We start from the raw sequence: 19,491 nt of genomic DNA on the forward strand, positions 1-19,491 counted from the left end.
GGATCATGAGCCGTCGTGGGGCGCGTCGGGCGGGCACGATTCCGGCCGCCGATGGGCGCGGACGGGGCCGGGGCGGTCAGTCCATGTCGCCCGGCAGGGAGCCGCCGCTCCGCATCAGGCTGCGGCCGAACTCGATCATTTTCCGGGCGTAGTCCTCGGTCCACTCCGCCTGCTCGGCGAGCGCGGCCAGCGGCAGCCGGTCGAACCGGCTGGGGTCGGACAGCTGGGCGGCGGCCAGCGCCTGGAACTCCGTGGCGCGGTCGGCCGCGGCGCGGAAGGCGAGGGTGAGTTCGGTGGCGCGGCCGAGCAGCTCGCGCGGGTCCTCCATCGACTCCAGGCCGAAGAAGTGCTCGGGGTCGGCGACGGCCTCGGGCGGCTCGAAGAGCAGCTGCGCGGGCTTCATCCGCCGAGGTCCCGGCGCCGTACCACGCGGGTCGGGAGCCGGTCGCGGCTCGGACATGTACCTACCTCCAGATCGTGTGCCGCATTCCATTGTCCCGCTGCGCGCAAGTGGGCCCGTGGGAGTGGCCGTACGGGCCCGCCGGAGACACGCCCTAAGGGCGCCAGCTCACCCGGTGTTCCGCGAGGTGGGCGAGGACGGCGTGGTTGGCTTCCCAGCCGTCCGGGAACTTGACCGTGACGCCGAGACGGACCGGCTCGGTCGAGGGGTGCTCGTCCAGCAGGTCGGCGACGCCCGCCCGGCAGACCACGATGCAGGCGTGCCGGTGGCGGGAGGCGAGCACGCACAGCCGGCCGGTCTCCAGATGGAAGGCGGTGGCGTCGGGCCGGCCGGACAGCGGATGCAGGACGACCGTGACGTCGAACTCGCGGCCCTGGAGACGGTTGGCGGTGTCCACCGCGACGCCGGAGACCCCGAGGCCGGCGAGCGCGGCGCGGACGGCCGCCGCCTGGTCGCGGTGGGCGGTGCCGACCGCGATCCGGGCGGCCGTCAGCGGGGCCGGGGCGGCCGGGGACCCGTGGGCCTCACCGGTCGTGGCGCCGCCGCGGTCCAGGAGCCGGCGCACGACCTGCGCCACCGCCTGCACCGCCTCCGGGTCCGTCCGCGGAGTGCGGCGGGCGGGGAGTTCCAGCAGGCCCCAGCCGGACTCGGCGGCCTCGTCCAGGACGCGGTCCGGGCCCGAGCCGTCGCCCGGCACCCCGAACGCCAGCCGGCGGTCACCGGGGCCGGTGCCGCTGCGGAACGGGGTGAACGGATAGAACGCGGCCGAGACCAGCGGCGCCGCCGACGCGGGCAGCCGCCAGGACACCGGGAGCCGGTGCTGCGGCAGATCGGGGTTGTGCGCCAGGAGCGTCGACACCGCGCTCGACGACGGGTCGTAGGCCAGCCCCGCCCACTGCTCCGCGCCGACCACGCTGAACGGGTCCAGCTGGCCCGGGTCGCCGACGAACAGCGCCCGTTCGAAGAGCCCGGCGACGCTCAGCAGCGCATCGGAGCGCATCTGATACGCCTCGTCCACGATGGCGTGCCGCCAGGGCTCGTCGACCTTGGTGTACGCCCACTTCGCGGCCGTCGAGACGACGATGTCCAACCCGGCCAGGTCGGCGATCTTCGCGGACGTACGGACCGCGGGCAGCCCGGCCAGCGCCGGGTCGAAGGAGCCGGGCTCGCTGCTGTGCAGCCGCCCGACGGGCAGCTGCGGGTCCTTCTCGGCGAGCCGCAGCACCAGGTCGTCGACCTGGGCGTTGGTCTGTGCGACCACCATCAACGGGCGTCCGGCGGCGGCCAGTTCGCGGGCCGCGCGCACCACGAGGGTGGACTTGCCGGCGCCGGGCGGGGAGTCCACGACCACCCCGCGCCGGCTGCCGTGCAGGGTGTCCCGCAGGATCTTGTCGGTCGCCTCGGCGGCCGCGGCGGCGGGGTCGAAGGGGCCGGCGGTGGTGGCTCCCCCACTGCCGGAAGGGCGTGGGAGCTCCAAGGGGTCCTGAGTGGCCGTCATACGGGAGCGTTCTCCAGGGCGGTCGAGGGCCGGGCGCGGGTCACAGGAAGTCCTCCGGGGTCACCGGGTCGGGGGCGGGCTGCGGCGCGTCCACCACCCCCGGCGGCGGGCCGCCGTGGGTCCACGGGGTGTCCTCGGGGTCCGGGAGCTCCGGGCCGCCGCGCGGGGCGTGCTCGAACAGCGTCCAGCACACCGTGTCGTCCGGCTCCGGCACCGAACCGGGCTCCGGGGTCTTCCCGCGCCCCATCCCGCCCGTCAGCCGCACCACCAGCATCCCCGGCTCCTCGGGCACGGACACCACGAACTCCGCGGTCTGGGTCCGGCCGTCCGCCACGGGGCGGTAGAGCTTGCCGCCCCCGGCCAGCTGCGGGCGGTCGGCCGTCCGCAGTGTGACCAGCGGGCGCGGCATCGGCCGCTTGCCCTCGGAGAAGGCCATCTCGACGGCGGTGACCGTGCCCTCGAACGCCTCCCCGGCCAGTCGGCGCCCCGCCATCACCAGGGGGTCGTCCAGGGCTTCCTGGGCGTCCAGTTGGGCCTGGGCGGTCTCCCGCGCGGACAGTTTCTGCGCGGCAGTGACCGCGTCGTCCTGACGGGGCTGCGGGGGTTCCCCGGCGCGGATCCGGTCCCGGTGCGCGGTGTACGACCAGCGGTCGCGCTTCCAGCGGTCGGCGACCCGGGCGCCCTCGGGGAGCGTCCGCAGCAGGTCGAGGCCCTGCCAGACGGCGTCCCAGGCCGGTCGCAGCTGCCCTTCGACGAGGGTGCGGAGCGCCTCCTCGGCGCCCGGCAGCCCGGCGTCGTAGCGGGCCATCGCCGGCGCGAGCAGCCGGTTGTCGAACGCCGGGTCGGTGGCCGGGCCGGCCGGCGGGCACAGCAGCTGCCCGTCCGCGTCCCGCGCCGACTCCGCGCGCTCGGCCGCCTCCCGGCCCGACATCCCGGGCGGCGGGTCGATCCAGGAGAGCAGCGCGCCCAGGTGCTGGTCCTCCAGCACGCTCTGGCCGGTCGCCCAATGGCGGGTCAGCAGGCCCGTCATGGACAGCAGCAGGCTCGCGCCCGGGACCCGCGCCCGCTCGCCGAAATGGGTCAGCCAGCGGCCCAGCAGCGGGACGTGCGGCGGCGCGGGATACGGGGTCTCCGGCTCCTGCTCGGCCGTCCGCCGGAACCGCATCGAGCGGCCCAGCAGCCGCACGAACTCGATACCGGCGGCGCTCGGCACGATCAACTGCGGGGCATCCGCGCACAGTTCGACCTGCACCGGGACCTTCTTGCCGGTCTCCGGGTCGGTCTCCTTGCGCTCCTCCCACTCGACGGCGTCCGCGAAGCCGTCCACGTACGGCAGCACCGACTCCGCCAGCTCGGCGAGGAAGGCGAACCGCAGATCGCGGTCGCGCGGCTGCGGCACGGCCAGCAGCACCGGCTTCTCGCGGTCCGTGCCGACCAGCGCGCCCAGCGGGGCACCGGCCTCGCCCGCGGTCGTCAACGGGACGAACACCAGGGGCCGGTCGGCCAGATGGCGGTGCCGGACCGTGCACCGCGGCTGGGCGCGGCCCGCCGTCACCGCCTCCATCCGGGCCAGCGTCTCGATCAGTGACATCCCGGCTCCTCCGCTCGCGGTCCCGGCACGGCCGGGCGGCCCAGTGCCTCGGCGCGCAGCGCGGCGGCCCGCCGCAGCGCGACGACGGCCGGGTCGTCCGGCCCTTCGGTGGCGGGGGGCTTGGGTCCGTCGGCGGACGCGGCGGATTCCGGCCCGTCGGCGCGGGCCGCCGCCAGCACCTCCCCGACGGTGCGCAGCCCGCCCAACTCGCCCCGGACACCGCGCCCCAGCGCCTCCACCGCACCGTCCTCCCGGGACCGCTTACGGCAGTGGAAAGCCAGCTCGCACGCGGCCAGGCACTCGGGGGCGTAGGCCGCGTCGACCAGCTCGACGGCCTCGGCCAGCTCCTCGGGCCGGCGGGTCGGGGTCTTCCCGTCGTCCGCGAGTGCGAGGTCGAAGGTGGTCTCCGGGGGGAGCGCGGCGGCGATCTCCTCGACCCGGGTGAGCCGGGACAGCTGCCGCCGGGTCGTGGCCAGCTGCTTGCGGACGTCGACGGCCGCGGCGGTGGGGAGGTTGGAGAAGTCCTTCGGGCAGACCAGCAGCACCCGGTCGCGGACCCGGACCGGGCGGCCGGTGTGTGCGCCGACATGACCGGCCACCGGCCCCAGGGCCAGCACGTACACCGCCGCCTGCCGGGCCGCGGCGCCCACCTTGGCGGCGTCCGCCGAACCGTCGATCATCGGGAAGGACTTGATCTCGACGACCGTCCAGCTGCCGTCCGGATGCACCACCACCGCATCCGGCTCCACATAGGCCGGCGAACCGGCCACCTCGACGACCAGCATCGGATGGTCGAGCAGCGCCCAGCCGCCGGCCGCGGTCGCCTCGCGCAGCGCCAGCGCCGTCCGCGCCGCCCGGCCCTCGGGCCCGGCCGCGGACAGATCGGGGGTGGCGACCTCCTCCGGCGCGGGCGGGGGGCCGCCGGGCGCCAGCCGCTCGTGCAGCAGCCGCAGCAGCTCCGTGCCGCCGTCGGACTTCACCCGGGACTCGAAGGAATGGCCGCGGACGATCGCGAACTGCGACTGGCCGTACGCCGCGGGCGAGCCCAGCGCCTGGGCCAGCGCGCCCTTGTCGATACCCGCACCGTCCAGCAGCGCGCGGCGCCGGCAGCCCGGGTTGGCGGCCAGCGCGGCGAGCGCGCGGGCGTCGAGGGAGCGGGGGCGGACGCCAGGGCCGCGCAGCTCGGTGAGCCTGCTCCGGCGGCCACCGGGTGGGGCGGCCCCCGGCGGCGGGGGGACCTCCCGCCGCGGGCCCGGCGTCGCCGTCGGCCGCTCCTCCGGAGGGGCGGCCGACGCGGGTCGACTGTCGCGCGAAACGTTCACCCGCGAAAGTCTCGCATCCGGCACCGACATACGGGGCGACCGCCCGCCGGCCGGCCACCGCTCCGAGCCCCCGCGCCGTAGGGGGGAGCGCCCCGGGAGCCCGGCCCCCGGGCGGGACGGTGTCCCCGGTCGGGGACAAAACGACCCGGTGCGCGATGATGGAAAGCCCGCGGTCGACGTTGCCCGCATCGAGAACGAGCAACCGAGCGATCGGCGAGAGGTACGACCATGGCAGCGCGCATCTTCCTGGCCAGGCACGGGCAGACCGAGTGGTCCCTGTCCGGCCGGCACACCGGCCGTACCGACGTCCCGCTGCTGGACGAGGGCCGGCGCGGCGCCGAGCTGCTGGGCGAGCGGCTGCACCGCGCCCCCTGGGACGGACTGCCCGGCGTCGAGGTCCGCACCAGCCCCCTGGTCCGCGCCAAGGAGACCTGCGACCTGGCCGGTTTCGGCTCCCGGGCGCAGCCGTGGGACGCGTTGATGGAGATCGACTACGGCGCGTACGAGGGTCTGACCCCGGCCGAGATCAAGGCGGGCCGGCCGGACTGGCTCATCTGGCGCGACGGGGTGCCGGAGGGCGAGACGCTCGCCGAGGTCACCGCGCGGGCGGACGAGGTGATCGGGTGGGCACGGTCCGCCGACCGCGATGTGCTGGTCTTCGCGCACGGCCACATCCTGCGCGCCCTCGGCGCCCGCTGGCTGGGCCTGGACATCTCCTTCGGTGCCCGCATCCGGCTGGAGCCGACGTCCCTGTCGGTGCTCGGCTGGGCCTACGGGGAACCGGCGATCGAGCGCTGGAACGACACCGGGCACCTGGGCTGACCGGCTGAGCAGCTGGACGACGGTCGCCGGGGGCACGGTCCGCCGACGGCGCGGGCACCCGCGAACCGGTGTGACGGGCCGCCTGACCGGCCTCCTGACGGGCCGTCGGGCCGCCGGGCAGGTCGGGCCGCCGCCCGTCAGCCGCCGGATTCCATGCCCGCCGCCCCGCCGTCGGAAGCCGCTGAGGCCCCGGAAGCCGCCGACGCCGCGTGCCGCTCCAGGAACGCGGCGACCGCGCCACCGTCGTACGCCCGCAGCGTCCGGGCCGTCTCGTCGAGCATCGTCCGGATACGGGCCGAACGGACCTGCTCCAGCAGCGTCAGCACCCGGCTCCCGGCCGCGGCGGCCTCCTCGGGCTCCCCGCCGGCCGCGAGATCGCCCGCCAGCTCCGCGGTGAACAGGGCGATATTGCGGGTGAAATGGGAATTCTGGAGCGCCACCGCCCGGCGGGCGTGTTCCGCCGCGCGGCCCGCCTCACCCAGGGCCGACCAGCACTGCGCCTCCAGACCCGCCAGCTCGGCCTCGCCGTAGAACGTCATCCACTCCGGGTCGCCGTCCCGCGGCCCGCCCGCGAACAGCCGCTCGGCCCGTGCCAGCGCCTGCTCGCAGCCGGTCCGGTCGGCCAGCCCCGCCCAGCCGCCTGCCTCCCGCAGCGCCAGCAGTGACAGCAGCCGCGGTGAGGCCAGATGCTTGGCGGCCTGCTGCGCGGCCTGCGCGGCCCGCACCGCCTCGCGCGGCCGGCCGGCGTCACGGGCCAGAAAGGCCGTGTTGCAGAAGGCGTGGGCCTCCAGGGCGGCGTCACCGCAGACCCGGGCGGTGGCCAGCGCCTCCGCGTAGTGCGAGCGGGCGTCGCCGAAGCGGCCCGAGTCATGGGCCAGCCAGCCCACGGTGATGGCGAGTTCCCCCGCCCCGGCGTGCAGCCGGTCGGACACCGAACGGCGTTGCACGCCCGCGTCCAGCAACTCGTAGGCGGCGCGCAGCGGCTGGGTGGCGCGGCGGTAGATGCCCTCCGCGCCGTGCCGGTCGTCCAGCAGCCGGATGTGCCGGACGGCTTCCTCGACGGCGGCGGCCTCGGCGGTGCCGGGCCGGCCGGTGACGGGCCCGCGTGGGCCGGGCACATGGGCGGCTGCGGCGGCGGCAGCGGCCTCGATGGGATGCAGCGCGGCGAAGCCCAGGGCTGCTGCCGGGCCGCCGGTGATGAACGCGCGACGCAGCACGTCGCTCTCCTCGCAGATCTGGATACGGGTATCGCGGTGGTCGGGGTCGGTTGCCAGGGGCGCGGCGCCGACCGCCGCCGTACGCGCCCCCCGACCGCGTACCGCCTCGCGCGGCGCGAAGCCCATGTCGGGCAGCGTCAGCCCGGGGAACATGTGCCGGAACACCCGCTCGTAGGCGTAGTTCGGACACCGGATCTCCCCGGACTCGACGCGGCCCACATAGCGGGCGTCGCACGAGACCTGTTCGCCGATCTCACGGGCGGACCGTCGGACCGCCGCCGCGAACTCGCCCGGTGACAGCCGGCCGCGCAGCTGTCGGAAGGCGAGGTTCGGGCGGGCGGGTACGGTGCGGGACGACGCTGAACTTGCTGCTGGCGACGCCATGGCGGACCCTCTCCGTGCCCTTTCCGTGCCATCAGGTGGCGTTGCCGCCTCCTGGCGGTGCGGCGGGAAGACCGTACCGGCTGTGATGGCTCCGATACGCACAGTTTGGCTACAAATCGGATATCTCGCGCGCGATCTGCCATGAACTGCCATCCTTTGCAGCGTTACGCCGCCGTAGCTGTTGACACGTCCGGCCGTTGAAGTCGGTGTAAAGGGTCGGGTACGTGCGAGGAGGGGTTCTCCGTGTGGGAGACCGGCGTGAGCAGGGGCGGCAACGGGTCCGCGGGCCGGGCCGGCGGCCGGGGGCCGGCCGTCGTGGCCGGGGCACCGGCGGTACCGGCCCAGGCCTGTGACCTCGTCACGGTGCCGGCCCGGCAGGGTCTGGAAGCCGTCGACATCCTCCGGCTGCGGGACGACGTCGGCCCCGTGCTGCACGACGGCGCGTGCGACACCCTCGGCTTCCTGGTGCCGGCGGGCACGGCGGACGGCTGGGACGTACCGGGCAGTGCCTGCACCCAGACCTCCGGGCGGGGCATCGCCCTCGGCGCACTGTGCGGGGAGGGCGAAGGAGCCCCGCTGGAGCCGCCGGTGACCGGCACCGGCTGGCTGGTGCCGCCGGAGGGCGCGGGCGCCGCCGCCACCGATCCGGCCGTCCTGCGCGCGGCGCTCGGCGAGGCGGCCCGCACCATCGAGGCCGTCGACCGCTGTCAGTGACGCCCGTCCCGTAAGGGATAGCAGTCAGTGACGCCCGTCCCGTACGGGAGAACGGGAAAGGGGCCGCCCGGGCGCTGCCGGACGGCCCCTTCGGGCGGGTGGTTGCCAGGAGGGCGGTCGCCAGGGGGTGTCTCCCTAGTGCGCGGCCGGTGTGCTGTCCCGTGCCGGGCGGGGGATGGTGGTGGCGCGGCGGCGGTCGCCGAGGCGGCGCTGTACGCCGCGCAGCAGTCGCGCCGCGGTGAAGGCCGCGCCGTGGACGAAGCGCATCGACGGGCCGAACGACGGGGCGGTCAGCAGCCCCGCGAAGAACAGTCCGGGCCAGGACGATTCGAAGCCGGCGCTCAGCTCGGGCGCCCGGCTGCCGCCCACCGTCCGCAGAGTGGTGCGTACTTGGGGGTGCAGCAGCCGCAGCCGCCCGACGTCCGGGGTGAAGCCGGTGGCCGCCACCACGTGCTGGGCGTCGAGGGTCTCGCAGTCGCCGTCCGTATGGGTGAGCCGGAGCCGCACCCCGTCATCCAGGGGAGTCGCCGCCCGGATGCGGTGCCCCAGCAGGACCGGCACCGCCGGTTCGAAGCGCTCCCGCAGCCACCAGGCACCGGCCGGGCCCGGCGTGTGCGCCGCGAGGTGCACCCGGGTCGCCGGCGGCAGCCGCCGTACCGCGCCGGGCAGCTCCGACCACAGCCAGGTCGGCCAGCCGGTACCGAGTGCGGAGTGCGGGTCGCGCAGCGCGCGCAGCCGGCCGCGCTCCAGCGGCGGCGGCGCACAGTCCCAGCGCAGCCGGTCGGCGCGGGCCACCAGGCGGGGCCTGGCGCCCTGTTCGGCCAGCAGGGTCGCGGTCTCCAGCGCGGACTGCCCGGAGCCGATCACGGCGACGTCCTGGCCGTGGAAGCGGCGCAGATCGTGGTGGTCGCTGCTGTGCGAGGCGAGTTCCGGGGGGAGTTCGAGCAGTGGCCAGGGGCGGTTGACGAACGGCAGCGCCCCGAGGGCGAGCACCACGGTCCGGGCCGCGATCTGCTCGCCGGTGTCGGTCGTGACCTGGAAGCCGTCGCCGTCCGGGCGTACGGCGGTGACGGTGACCTTGTCGATCTGTGGCACCGCCCGCTCGCCGAACCAGCTGCCGTACGCGGCGAAGGTGCTGACGGGCAGCGGGACGCCGTGCTCGGCGGTGAGGTCGTGGGCGGCGCAGTAGTCGGTCAGGGTGTGGCCGTCGGCCGGGGCGGAGAGAGCGGTGGACCTGGGCTCGGATTTGAGGAGCATGCCGTCGGGCATGTGCGCGCGCCACGAGGCCATCGGCCGGCCCAGGACCCGCAGCCGCAGTCCGGCCGCCGCCGCGTGCGCGGCGATCGAGAGTCCGTAGGGGCCGGCGCCCACCACGACGAGGTCGTACATGGAGTTTCCTGCGCTTTCTTCCGGTGTGGGGGCGGGGAGGAGCGTCCGAACCCGGGGCGGAGCGCCCGGCGCGGCCGCCGCGGCCGCGCCGGACCGCCGCTACCTGTTGGAGAGCGGCGAAGGCTCCGGCGACCGGGACGGATCCGGCAGCGACACGCTCGCCGCCGGGAGTGCGGCCGGCCGGCCCTGGGGCGGCGGCACCGCCGCCGGGCTCCCGCGCCGTGCCGGGGCCCCGGCCACGGCCTGCTCGTACACGGACATCAGCGCCTCGGCGCTGCGGGTGATGTCATAGCGCCGCACCACCGGCGGGACCGGCAGCCGGCCGGGCCCCTCGCGCCGCAGCTCCCGTAGGGCGGTGGCCAGTTCGTGGACGTGGGGGCCGAAGTGGCGGGCGCCGGGAGCCTGGTCCGCGGGTAGCTCGTCGACCGCCGGGCAGCTGCCGTAGAGCACATGCAGCCCGGACGCGAGCGCCTCCAGGACGGCCAGCCCGAACGCCTCGTCCGGGGAGGGCGAGACGAAGACGTCGATGGCCGAGAGCAGGCCGGGGATGTCGGGCCCGGTGGTCCCGGGGTCGTCGGCGGCGCCGTGGAGCGCGCCCCCGACCGCGCCGTCGCGTTCGCCCAGCAGATGGATCCGGTCGCCCGAGCCGAACTGCTGCGCCATCCGCCGCAGCATCTCCCGCTCCGGCCCCGCACCCGCCAGCAGCAGGTGTACGCCGGGCAGTTGGGTCACCGCGCGGACCAGGACGTCGAACCGTTTGCCGGGCACCAGCCGCCCGGCGCCACCGACCACGAAGGCGTCCAGCGGCAGCCCCAGCCGGGTGCGCACCAGCGCCCGCGCCGCGGGATCGAAGCCGAAGCGGTGCGCCTCGATGCCGTTGGGCACCACATGGATTCGCTGTTCCGGTACGCCCCAGCGGCGCAGCCGGGCGGCGACGGTGTCCGAGACGGCGACCGTGGCCGTCCCCAGCCGCTCGGTGGCTCGGTAGAGCGTGCGGACGCCGCGGGTCAGCCGGCGGCCCTCGATGACCGCGTCGCCCAGGGAGTGTTCGGTGGCCACCACGGCCCGTACGCCGGCCAGCCGGGCGGCGATCCGGCCGTAGACGCAGGCCCGGTAGAGGTGGGTGTGCACCAGGTCGTAGCCGCCGTCGCGGATCAGCCGGGTGAGCCGGGGGAGCGCGGTCAGGTCCCGGGTGCCGGTCATGCCGAGGTGGCCGACGGGGGTGCCGTCGGCCTCGATGCCCTCGGCGACCGGGCCCGGACCGGTCAGGGTGAGGACCTCGCAGTGCACGGGGAGCCGGCGCAGCAGCAGCCGCAGCTGCTGTTCCGCGCCGCCCACGCCGAGGTCGGTGATCACATGCAGAACCTTCACCGGATGCCTCCAGAGGTAGCGGCCGGGGTGGTGGTCCGGTCGGGGCCCGGGCGTGTCCGCCCCGGGGCACGGCGCCGCAGCGGGGGCCGGGCGCGGTAACGGGGTCCCGGCGGCCGCCGGGTGCGGTCGCCCCCGGGATCGCCGGGCGGGACGGGCCCCGCGGCGGTGCGGCCGGGGCGGCGGCGCGGCGGCGGGACGCCCGCGCTCATCCGCCCTCCAGCCGCACCACCGAGGCCACGGTCCGCAGCAGGATCAGCAGGTCCTGCCGCAGCGACCAGCTGTCGATGTAGAGGTTGTCGAAGCGGGCCCGGTCCTCGACGGAGGTGTCGCCGCGCAGCCCGTGCACCTGCGCCAGGCCGGTCATGCCGGCCGGCATCCGGTGCCGGGCGCCGTACTCCGGGCACGTACGGAGGAACTGCTCGACGAAGAAGGGGCGTTCCGGGCGCGGCCCGACCAGGCTCATCTCCCCGCGCAGCACGTTCCACAGCTGCGGCAGCTCGTCCAGCGAGGTGCGCCGCAGCAGCCGCCCGGCCCGGCTCATCCGGCGCTCGTGCGCCAGGCTCCACCGCGTCGCCGCCTCGTGCGCGTCGTCCGGCTGCCAGGTGCGGAACTTCAGCATGGTGAAGCTGCGGCCCCCGCGGCCGACGCGTTCCTGCCGGAAGAGCACTCCGGGCCCGACGGCGAGCCGCACCGCGAGGGCGCAGCCCACCAGCACCGGGGCCAGGGCCACCAGCGCCGCCGCGGCCAGCGTGAGGTCCAGCAGCCGCTTGCCCCGGCTCCCGTGCCGGGGAGGGGCGGTGTCCAGCCGTCGGCAGGCGAAGCCCCACAGGTGGTCGGTGGCGGCCTGGGGTGTCCGGCCCTCGCGGGCGGCCGCGGCGCCGGCCAGCCAGACGGCCGAGCCCTGGTCGATGAAGCGGCGCAGCAGCGCGGCGGTGTGCGGATCGCCGTACGGCGGCAGGGTGAACACCACGTCCCGCACGGTGTGCCGGATGACGGCCCGGGTGAGCTCCGGCGCGGAGCCGAGCCGCGGCAGCGGCGGTCCGGCGAGGGCCGGGGACGCCTGGGCGCCCGGCGGCAGCGACGGCGGGGTGACCACCCCGACCGGGCGCAGCCCGTACTCGGGTCGGGCCTGTAGTACGGCGGCGAGCTGCCCGGCCGCCGGGTCGGTGCCGACGATCAGCGTGGCGCGCGGCCGGCGGCGCGCGGACCGGCGGCGGGCCCGGTGCGCCGCGGCCCGGCCGCCGCAGAGCAGCGCGGTGTGCACCGCCACCGCCCCCGCCAGCAGGGCCGGTGACAGCGCCTGCCCGGGGCGTACGGCGGCGAGCACCGCGGCCGCCGCGCACCAGCAGACGGCGGACCGGCCCAGCAGCGTCGGCAGTTGCGTCAGCAGGCCCGGGGCGGGGCCGGGGCGGTAGAGACCGGCGTGCGCGTGGAGCAGCAGCAGCCCGGCCGGCAGCAGGACGAGCGCGGCCGGGGTTCCGGTGCCGAGGACGAGCAGCGCGGCGGCCGCGGTGGCCAGCGCGTCGGCGGCCGGCAGCGGGGCGACGGTCCGCCGCCGTAGGCCGCGGCCGGGCCGGGGCGGGGGCAGGGCTTCCCGCTCGGGCTCGCGGGGCGGCCGGACCGTCGCCGCCGGGCGGGGGACCGCCGACGGGGACGGGACCGGGGCGGAGCGGTGCGCGTCCGCGCTCTCCGTCGTCATCGGCTGATCCGCTCCCTGCTCTCCGGCACGGCGGTCATTCCGGGTGCGCCGCTCAGCGCCCGGTATCGGTCTGCACGAAGAGCGCGCCGAGCAGATATCCCGGTTTGCGGGTGGTGAAGCGGAAAGCGAGCCGGTCACCGCCGGACCGCAGTGCCGGGGTGATGTCGAATACATCGGAATCGAATCCGAGGGTGTTCCGGTAAGCCGGCCACCGCACCGTCGTCCGGCCGAAATCGGTGACCGTAGAATTCATCACATCATTCGCCGGATTGGCGGCATCCCGCACCGTCAGCGCGCGGTTCCGGCCGGCCCGGACGGAGAGCGTGTCATTTCCGCGGCCGCGCTCGCCGTCGTATGCCACCACGCCTGCGCGGCCCCGAGAATTCGCCGGGATGCGCAGTCCGGAAAGCCGCACCGAAAGCTCGCGGCGGTCCGCGCCCAGCGACTCGAAGCCGTCCCACAGCGCGATTCTGCGCAGCGGCTGCTTTTTGTTCTCGTACGCGGCGACCAATGTCCAGCCGCCCCACATACCGGCCGTGGAAGGGCCGCTCGCCATATTGATCCGGGCGACCGTGTAGGCGCCGCTGCCGCCGCGCCGCACCAGGCCGGTGACATCCGCGGAGGCCTGGAAACCGTCGGCCGCGGACTGCGGGCGGTGCCCGGTCAGGGTGTCCGCGCGCACCTGGCGGTACCGGCCGCCCGGCTCGGCGAGCAGCACCCGGCCGCTGCCCCCGGTGGTCTGCTGCCCCCTGCCCCGCAGGCTCCCGCCCCAGTACAGCCGGGCGTAGCTCACCCGGGAACCGGCCGGGATGCGCAGGGTGGCGCTGCTGGAGTCGGCGGTGCCGGCGTCGGCGTCGACGTCGATGGCGGCCATCCGGTACTGGCCGTTGCGGCCGGCGCCGCCCCGCTGGGCCGCGGCGCACGGGGCGGTGGTGCGACCGGATGCTGTTTTGCAGGTGACCGAGGAGTTGGCGGCGCGGACGATTCCGCCGTGCTGTGTGGCGTGATAACGCTCGGTGAATGGAATTCGTGCGGATTCCCGGACGGCCGGAGCGGCCGTCGCCGAAGACAGTGCGGCCGACAATGCCAAGGACGCCAGGGCGCATACGGCGCCGCGCCCGGTACGGTCCAGCGACTTCCGCATGTCTTCCTCTCCGACTTCAATCAGTCAAACAGGAGAGCACTCTGACAGAAATCATGTCGGAAACCGCGACAGGCACGCCGTGCCCCGGCCGGGGGCGGCCAATTGGCGGAATGCCGGAGTTCCGGTCGCCCGGCTGCTGCTGCCAGAAGGCCTAATGATTTCCCGGAAGGGGGAACGCCCGCATCCCCGACTCTTTTCGCTCGTTGTGACCGGTTGCCCCATTCGCGAACTGAAAGGAGAATGGGATGAAGCGGTTTGTTACGACCGCCGTGATGACTGCGGCCAGCTGTGCCATGGTTATGGGTGGCGCAGGCATCGCATCCGCCGGGGACCACGGGCGTCACCACCGTGGCGACCATTTCCGCCATGACCACCGCGGTCTCTACAACCACCGCAGTGGTGCCAACGCGGCGGGCTTCGCCGCGGGGTCCCCGGGCATCCTCAGCGGCAACAATGTCCAGGTTCCGATCAACATCCCGATCAACGTCTGCGGCAACAGCCTCAACGCTGCCGCGCTGCTCAACCCGGCGTTCGGGAACGTTTGCATCAATAGGTGACCCGCCCGCCGGTCCGGAAGGACTCGGGCCGGCACGGGTCATGACGTGCAGTTGGCGGATCGCCCCTGACCTCGGTCGTGGGTGGTCCGCCACTCCGCTGTCCGCGCGGGGCTCCTGGCGCTCCCGGCTCCCGCGAACGCGCTGACCAGCGGATACGGCATTCCGGGCAGCGGCCATACTGGTGGGCATGGCGAAGAGCAGACGCGGGCGCGGCGGCGCGGAATCCGTCACCGATACGGTGGACGGCGGGTTTGCCGAACTGCGGCCCGACCGGGACCGGCCGCGCGGCTGGACCCTGCTGATCGACGGCGCCCCGCAGTCCCATGTGGACCTCGACGACCCGGCATATCTGGACTTCGCCTACCAGCGGCGGCTCGGGCACGTCGCCGATCTGGCCGGACCGGCCGGCAAACCGCTGCGCGTCGTCCATCTCGGCGGCGGCGCCCTGACCCTGGCCCGCTATGTCGCGGCGACCCGCCCGCGCTCCACCCAGCAGGCCGTGGAGATCGACGCGGCCCTGGTCCAGTTCGTCCGACGGCAGTTGCCGTGGGACAGCGGCTGGCGCATACGGGTGCGCGGCGGCGACGCCCGCGCCGGTCTGGCGAAGATCCCGGACGGCTGGGCGGATCTGGTCATCGCCGATGTCTTCGCCGGCGCCCGTACGCCCGCGCATCTGACCAGCACCGAATTCGTGGCGGAGGTCCACCGGGTGCTGCGGCCGGACGGCTTCTACGCGGCGAATCTCGCCGACGGGCCGCCGCTGCGGTTTCTGCGCGGCCAGATCGCCACCGTCCGCACGGTCTTCCGCGAGCTGTGTCTGACCGCCGACCCCGCCGTGCTGCGCGGCAAGCGCTTCGGCAACGCCGTGCTGCTGGCCGCCGACGGGGAGCTGCCGGTCGCCGAGCTGACCCGGCGGGCGGCGACCGATCCCCAGGCCGGCCGGGTCGAACACGGCCGGGCGCTGCTGGACTTCACCGGCGGCGCGGCCCCGGTCACCGACGCCACCGCCACCGCCTCGCCCGCCCCGCCGCCCGACGCCTTCGACTGACGCCGTGCGGCGCGCGGCCGGGCGCTCCTCCTCGCCACCGGGCCCTTCGCGGCCGGCCCCGGCCTCAGCTCGCCCGTCAGCTGATCTGCACCGTCGGCGGATGGCCGTTCCAGGTGCAGATCACGGACTTGTGGGTGCCGTCGCCGCCGGTGAAGTCGACGCGCAGCCAGCCGACCTGCTTCCACACCTGCATCTCCCAGCCGGGGTTCGGCGTGGCCGACACCAGCTCGGCGGTCCGGTTGTCCATGTCGAGGACCACCCGGCCGCCCGACGTGGAGTAGCTCTTGACCCGGCCGTCGGAGACCGGCTTGGTGCCGCCCGGCGGGTCGGGCGCCGGGTACCGGGGCGCGGCGGAGCCGGTGTGCGACGGCGTGGCCGGAGGTGACGGTTCGTGGTCGTCGGGTGTCGTGCTGGGGGTGGCGGAGGGGGACGGCTTGGGACGGTGCGTGGCGGAGACCTGCGGGGTGGCGCGGTCCGACTGCCCTTCCGAGGAGTCGACTTGGCTGGTCAGGGGCAGGGCGCGCGGAGCGTCGTACACCGTGCCGGACAGCACGGTGTGTACGCCGAACCACGACAGGGCGACCGCGGCGCCGGTCGCCAGCGTCCAGGCCGCCACGTGAACCAGTCCTCGTTGCATTGGGCTCATACTGCACCACCGGACCGCGCGGCGGCAGTCCGGGCCGAGCACTGCGGACCGTACCGCCCCGCTGTCAACTCCGGTCCGGAGCTGTCGCCTGGATGGCGTACGGTGCCGCCCATGGCAAGTGTGCTCGTGGTCGAGGACGACCAGTTCGTACGCTCGGCCCTCATCCGGCATCTGACCGAGGCCTCCCATACGGTACGCAGTGTCGGTACCGCTCTGGAGGCGCTGCGTGAGGTGGCGCACGTCGGCTTCGACGTCGTCATCCTCGACCTCGGTCTGCCCGATCTGGACGGGGGCGAGGCGCTCAAGATGCTGCGTGGAATCACCGATGTCCCAGTGATCATCGCCACAGCCCGGGACAACGAAGCCGACATCGTCCGGCTGTTGAACGACGGCGCCGACGACTACCTCACCAAGCCGTTCTCCGTCGAGCACCTCTCGGCCCGGATGGCGGCCGTACTGCGCCGCTCCCGGGCCGCCGCGGCCGGAGCGGAACCGCCCTCGCGAGTGATCCGGGTCGGCGGCCTGTCCATCGACCCGCTGCGCCGGCAGGCCGAACTGGACGGCGTCGACCTCGACTTGACCCGCCGGGAGTTCGATCTGCTGGCCTTCCTCGCCGGCCGGCCGGGCGTCGTCGTCGCCCGCAGGGAACTCCTTGCCGAGGTCTGGCAGCAGTCCTACGGCGACGATCAGACCATCGACGTCCATCTGTCCTGGCTGCGCCGCAAATTGGGCGAAACCGCGGCGAAGCCCCGTTACCTGCACACCCTGCGGGGAGTCGGAGTGAAGCTGGAGCCGCCCCGGTGAGCCCCGTCGGCCCGGAAGTGAAGGGGCAAGCACAGTGAGATGGGCCCTGGTCAAGGTGGCGCTGGCGGTCACCACGATGGTCGTGGTCGCCTTCGCCGTACCCCTCGGGCTGGTCGTCAAGGAGCTGGCCCGCGACCGCGCGTACTCCAACGCCGAGCGGCAGGCCGCCACCATCGGCCCGGTCCTGGCCATCACCACCGACCGCGGCCAGCTCGAACGCGCCGTCGCCAGCGCCGAGACCGGCTCCGGCGGCCGGATCGGCGTCCATGTCCCGCCCGGCGGCAAGAACGACAGCCCCGCCGAGATCGGCTCCCGGCGCGCCCCGCAGGCCGATGTGGCGGCCGCCGCCAAGCTGGGCCGGGCCTCCATCTCGCCGGTCCCCGGCGGCACCTCGCTCCTCCAGCCGACCGCGGTCGCGTCCGGTATCGCCGTCGTCGAGGTGTTCGTCCCCGATGAGGCGCTCACCCGGGGCGTCGCCACCTCCTGGCTGTTGCTGGCCGGCGTCGGCCTGGCGCTGGTCATCGGCTCGGTCGCGGTCGCCGACCGGCTCGGCACCCGCATGGTGCGGCCCGCCGAACGGCTGGCCGGTGCCGCCCACGACCTCGGCAAGGGCAAGCTCGGCGTACGCGTCCCGGAGGACGGCCCCACGGAACTGCGGGCCGCGGCCAGTGCGTTCAACTCCATGGCCGACCAGGTCGTCCAACTCCTCGCCAACGAGCGGGAGCTGGCCGCCGACCTCTCGCACCGGCTCCGCACCCCGCTGACCGTGCTCCGCCTCAACACCGCCTCGCTCGGCGACACCCCCGCCGCCGAGCAGACCCGGTCCGCCGTCGAGCAGCTGGAGCGCGAGGTCGACCAGATCATCCGCACCGCCCGGGAGCAGAAGGCCCAGACCCGGCAGGCGGCCGCCGCGGCGGGCTGTGACGCCGCCGAGGTGATCCGCGAGCGGATGTCCTTCTGGTCGGCGCTCGCCGAGGACGAGGGCCGCACGGTCCGCATCGCCGGCGCGGACCACCCCGTACGCGTCCCCGTCGCCCGCCCCGACCTCGCCGCCGCCCTGGACGCGATGCTCGGCAACGTCTTCCGGCACACCCCCGAGGGGACCGCCTTCGCGGTCGACGTCCACAATGCCGAGGAGGCGGTGATCGTGCTGGTCTCGGACGCCGGGCCGGGCATCGACGACCCGGACGCGGCGCTGCGACGCGGCTGGTCGGGCGGGGGCGGCCGGGGGAACCACCCGGCGGAAGCCGGGGGCGGTTCCACCGGCCTCGGGCTGGACATCGTGCGCCGGCTGGCCGAGTCCACCGGCGGTGACGTCCGCATCGGCCGCTCGGTGTACGGCGGCACCGAGGTGCGCGTCTGGCTGGCGCTGGACGGCGGGGGCGCCCCGCGCGGCGGACGGCGCGGCCACCGGCTGAGCCGCTCGCTCTGCGCCCGGGGGCGGCGGGCCCTGCGCATCGGCACCTGAACGGGGCACATGCCAGAGGCTCTTAACCGCTCCCTTTCGCCGCCTTAAGGCGGACATAATTCCGCCAACTGCCGCTCCGTTCCCGGCATTTGTCCGTTTCGCTGTCGCTAGCGTGCGGGACGCACCACGGTGCACCCCACCCCCCTCATGTGACGACAGGCAGGCATGCGATGACTCCCTCGGTACACCGCCGGCGCACGAGCCGCACCACCAAGCTGATCGTGACCGGCGCGGCCGCCGTGGTCGCGGCGGGCGGCGCCGTCGCCGTCGCCGGTTCCGCCCTGGCGGCCAAGGCGCCGCACACCGCGGGCGGCACCGTGAAGGCGGCGGCCGGCTTCGCCCCGTACGTCGACACCTCGCTCAGCCCCGCCTACGACCTGACCGGCACCGCCGAGAAGACCGGCGTGAAGGACTTCCACCTCGCCTTCATCACCTCCGGCGGCGGCTGCGAGCCCAAGTGGGGCGGCGCGGGCGAGCTGGGCGACAACCCGGTGGCCCGGCAGATCCCCGCACTGCGCGCGGCCGGCGGCGACGTCCGGGTCTCCTTCGGCGGCGCCAACGGCTCCGAGCTCGGACTGGTCTGCGGCTCCGCGAAGGAGCTGGCCGCCGCCTACGGCAAGGTCATCGACCGCTTCAAGCTCACCAAGGCCGACTTCGACATCGAGGGCGGCGCACTGCCGGACACCGCCGCCAACACCCGCCGCGCCCAGGCCATCAACCGGCTCCAGAAGAAGCACCCCGGCCTGGACGTCTCCTTCACCCTGCCGGTCATGCCCGAGGGGCTGACCCAGGACGGGGTGAACCTGGTCGCCGACGCCAAGAAGAACGGCGTCAAGATCTCCGCCGTCAACATCATGGCGATGGACTACGGCCCCTCCTACAGCGGCGACATGGGCACCTACGCCACCCGGGCCGCCAAGGCCACCCAGGGCCAGCTGAAGAAGGCCCTGGGCCTGAGCGAGGCGGCCGCCTGGAAGACCGTGGCCGTGACCCCGATGATCGGCGTCAACGACGTCCAGGGCGAGGTCTTCAAGGCCGACGACGCCACCCAGCTGGTGCGGTTCGCCGAGAAGAAGCACCTGGGCGGGCTGTCGATGTGGTCCTCGACCCGCGACCAGGCCTGTCCGGGTGGCGCGGGCACCTCCGCGCAGCCCACCTGCAGCTCCATCGAGCAGCGCCCGCTGGACTTCACCAAGGCCTTCGGCGCGTACAAGGGCTGACCCCCACCGGGCGGTCCGGTTCCCCCTGCCCGGACCGTCCGCCCCCGAGGCGGGGGGGGGGGGGGGGGCCCCCCCCCCCCCGCGCCCCCCCCCCCCCCCGGGGGGGGGGGGAGACCCCCGCCGCCCCCAGCGCGGCG

Annotated in this window: 16 protein-coding genes and 1 pseudogene; 7 read left to right on the forward strand and 10 right to left on the reverse strand. The window is 75.1% G+C overall.

Going from position 1 to position 19,491, the window contains the following annotated elements:
• Positions 1-76 precede the first annotated feature (76 nt).
• The 4 genes from ACFW5B_RS19600 to ACFW5B_RS19615 form a co-directional block, all read right to left on the reverse strand.
• Positions 77-403 carry a hypothetical protein gene (locus tag ACFW5B_RS19600; RefSeq protein WP_386440698.1) on the reverse strand — a complete coding sequence of 109 codons (327 nt, stop codon included), beginning with the start codon at positions 401-403 and terminating at the stop codon, positions 77-79.
• Positions 404-554: 151 nt separating this feature from the next.
• The gene (locus tag ACFW5B_RS19605) at positions 555-1,958 is read right to left on the reverse strand and encodes an AAA domain-containing protein (protein WP_386440701.1); all 1,404 of its coding nucleotides are present in this window, start codon (positions 1,956-1,958) and stop codon (positions 555-557) included.
• 40 nt (positions 1,959-1,998) lie between these two features.
• Entirely contained in the window at positions 1,999-3,549 is a 1,551-nt protein-coding gene (locus tag ACFW5B_RS19610) for a hypothetical protein (protein ID WP_386440703.1), read from the reverse strand.
• On the reverse strand, positions 3,540-4,871 hold the full coding sequence (locus tag ACFW5B_RS19615) for a hypothetical protein (protein ID WP_386440706.1): 1,332 nt from the start codon (positions 4,869-4,871) through the stop codon (positions 3,540-3,542). Before ACFW5B_RS19615 ends, ACFW5B_RS19610 begins: the two co-directional genes overlap by 10 nt.
• A gap of 228 nt (positions 4,872-5,099) precedes the next feature.
• Here ACFW5B_RS19615 and ACFW5B_RS19620 point away from each other — a divergent pair, with 228 nt between their 5' ends.
• A complete protein-coding gene (locus ACFW5B_RS19620) occupies positions 5,100-5,693 on the forward strand; it encodes a histidine phosphatase family protein (protein ID WP_386440709.1) in 594 nt (197 codons plus the stop codon).
• A 137-nt stretch (positions 5,694-5,830) separates the two neighbouring features.
• On the opposite strand, the gene ACFW5B_RS19625 is transcribed toward ACFW5B_RS19620, so the two are convergent.
• Positions 5,831-7,294, reverse strand: a complete 1,464-nt coding sequence (locus ACFW5B_RS19625; protein WP_386440712.1) for a tetratricopeptide repeat protein — start codon at positions 7,292-7,294, stop codon at positions 5,831-5,833.
• Between the two features lie 243 nt (positions 7,295-7,537).
• Here ACFW5B_RS19625 and ACFW5B_RS19630 point away from each other — a divergent pair, with 243 nt between their 5' ends.
• The gene (locus ACFW5B_RS19630; protein ID WP_386440715.1) at positions 7,538-8,008 is read left to right on the forward strand and encodes a hypothetical protein; all 471 of its coding nucleotides are present in this window, start codon (positions 7,538-7,540) and stop codon (positions 8,006-8,008) included.
• 135 nt (positions 8,009-8,143) lie between these two features.
• On the opposite strand, the gene ACFW5B_RS19635 is transcribed toward ACFW5B_RS19630, so the two are convergent.
• From ACFW5B_RS19635 to ACFW5B_RS19650, 4 genes are all read right to left on the reverse strand, one after another.
• Entirely contained in the window at positions 8,144-9,397 is a 1,254-nt protein-coding gene (locus ACFW5B_RS19635) for an NAD(P)-binding domain-containing protein (RefSeq protein ID WP_386440718.1), read from the reverse strand.
• A 99-nt stretch (positions 9,398-9,496) separates the two neighbouring features.
• Complete coding sequence (locus tag ACFW5B_RS19640) at positions 9,497-10,768, reverse strand: glycosyltransferase (protein ID WP_386440721.1); 1,272 nt, start codon at positions 10,766-10,768, stop codon at positions 9,497-9,499.
• A gap of 205 nt (positions 10,769-10,973) precedes the next feature.
• The gene (locus tag ACFW5B_RS19645; RefSeq protein ID WP_386440724.1) at positions 10,974-12,467 is read right to left on the reverse strand and encodes an exopolysaccharide biosynthesis polyprenyl glycosylphosphotransferase; all 1,494 of its coding nucleotides are present in this window, start codon (positions 12,465-12,467) and stop codon (positions 10,974-10,976) included.
• Positions 12,468-12,519: 52 nt separating this feature from the next.
• Positions 12,520-13,611 carry a hypothetical protein gene (locus ACFW5B_RS19650; RefSeq protein ID WP_386440727.1) on the reverse strand — a complete coding sequence of 364 codons (1,092 nt, stop codon included), beginning with the start codon at positions 13,609-13,611 and terminating at the stop codon, positions 12,520-12,522.
• Positions 13,612-13,856: 245 nt separating this feature from the next.
• Here ACFW5B_RS19650 and ACFW5B_RS19655 point away from each other — a divergent pair, with 245 nt between their 5' ends.
• The gene (locus ACFW5B_RS19655; protein ID WP_386440729.1) at positions 13,857-14,168 is read left to right on the forward strand and encodes a chaplin; all 312 of its coding nucleotides are present in this window, start codon (positions 13,857-13,859) and stop codon (positions 14,166-14,168) included.
• 187 nt (positions 14,169-14,355) lie between these two features.
• On the forward strand, positions 14,356-15,216 hold the full coding sequence (locus ACFW5B_RS19660; protein WP_386440732.1) for a spermidine synthase: 861 nt from the start codon (positions 14,356-14,358) through the stop codon (positions 15,214-15,216).
• A gap of 76 nt (positions 15,217-15,292) precedes the next feature.
• Here the strand turns inward: ACFW5B_RS19660 and ACFW5B_RS19665 are convergent, their stop codons facing one another.
• Positions 15,293-15,853, reverse strand: a complete 561-nt coding sequence (locus ACFW5B_RS19665; RefSeq protein WP_386440735.1) for a hypothetical protein — start codon at positions 15,851-15,853, stop codon at positions 15,293-15,295.
• 120 nt (positions 15,854-15,973) lie between these two features.
• Between ACFW5B_RS19665 and ACFW5B_RS19670 the strand changes: the two genes are divergently transcribed.
• From ACFW5B_RS19670 to ACFW5B_RS19680, 3 genes and pseudogenes are all read left to right on the forward strand, one after another.
• The gene (locus ACFW5B_RS19670; protein WP_386440737.1) at positions 15,974-16,666 is read left to right on the forward strand and encodes a response regulator transcription factor; all 693 of its coding nucleotides are present in this window, start codon (positions 15,974-15,976) and stop codon (positions 16,664-16,666) included.
• Positions 16,667-16,700: 34 nt separating this feature from the next.
• On the forward strand, positions 16,701-18,134 hold the full coding sequence (locus ACFW5B_RS19675) for an ATP-binding protein (RefSeq protein WP_386440739.1): 1,434 nt from the start codon (positions 16,701-16,703) through the stop codon (positions 18,132-18,134).
• A 323-nt stretch (positions 18,135-18,457) separates the two neighbouring features.
• Positions 18,458-19,354, forward strand: a pseudogene (locus ACFW5B_RS19680) (chitinase); the annotation flags it as partial.
• Between the last annotated feature and the right edge of the window lie 137 nt (positions 19,355-19,491).

Source organism: Streptomyces sp. NPDC058773 (assembly GCF_042746015.1).
In the GTDB taxonomy this organism is placed as follows: Bacteria; Actinomycetota; Actinomycetes; order Streptomycetales; family Streptomycetaceae; genus Streptomyces.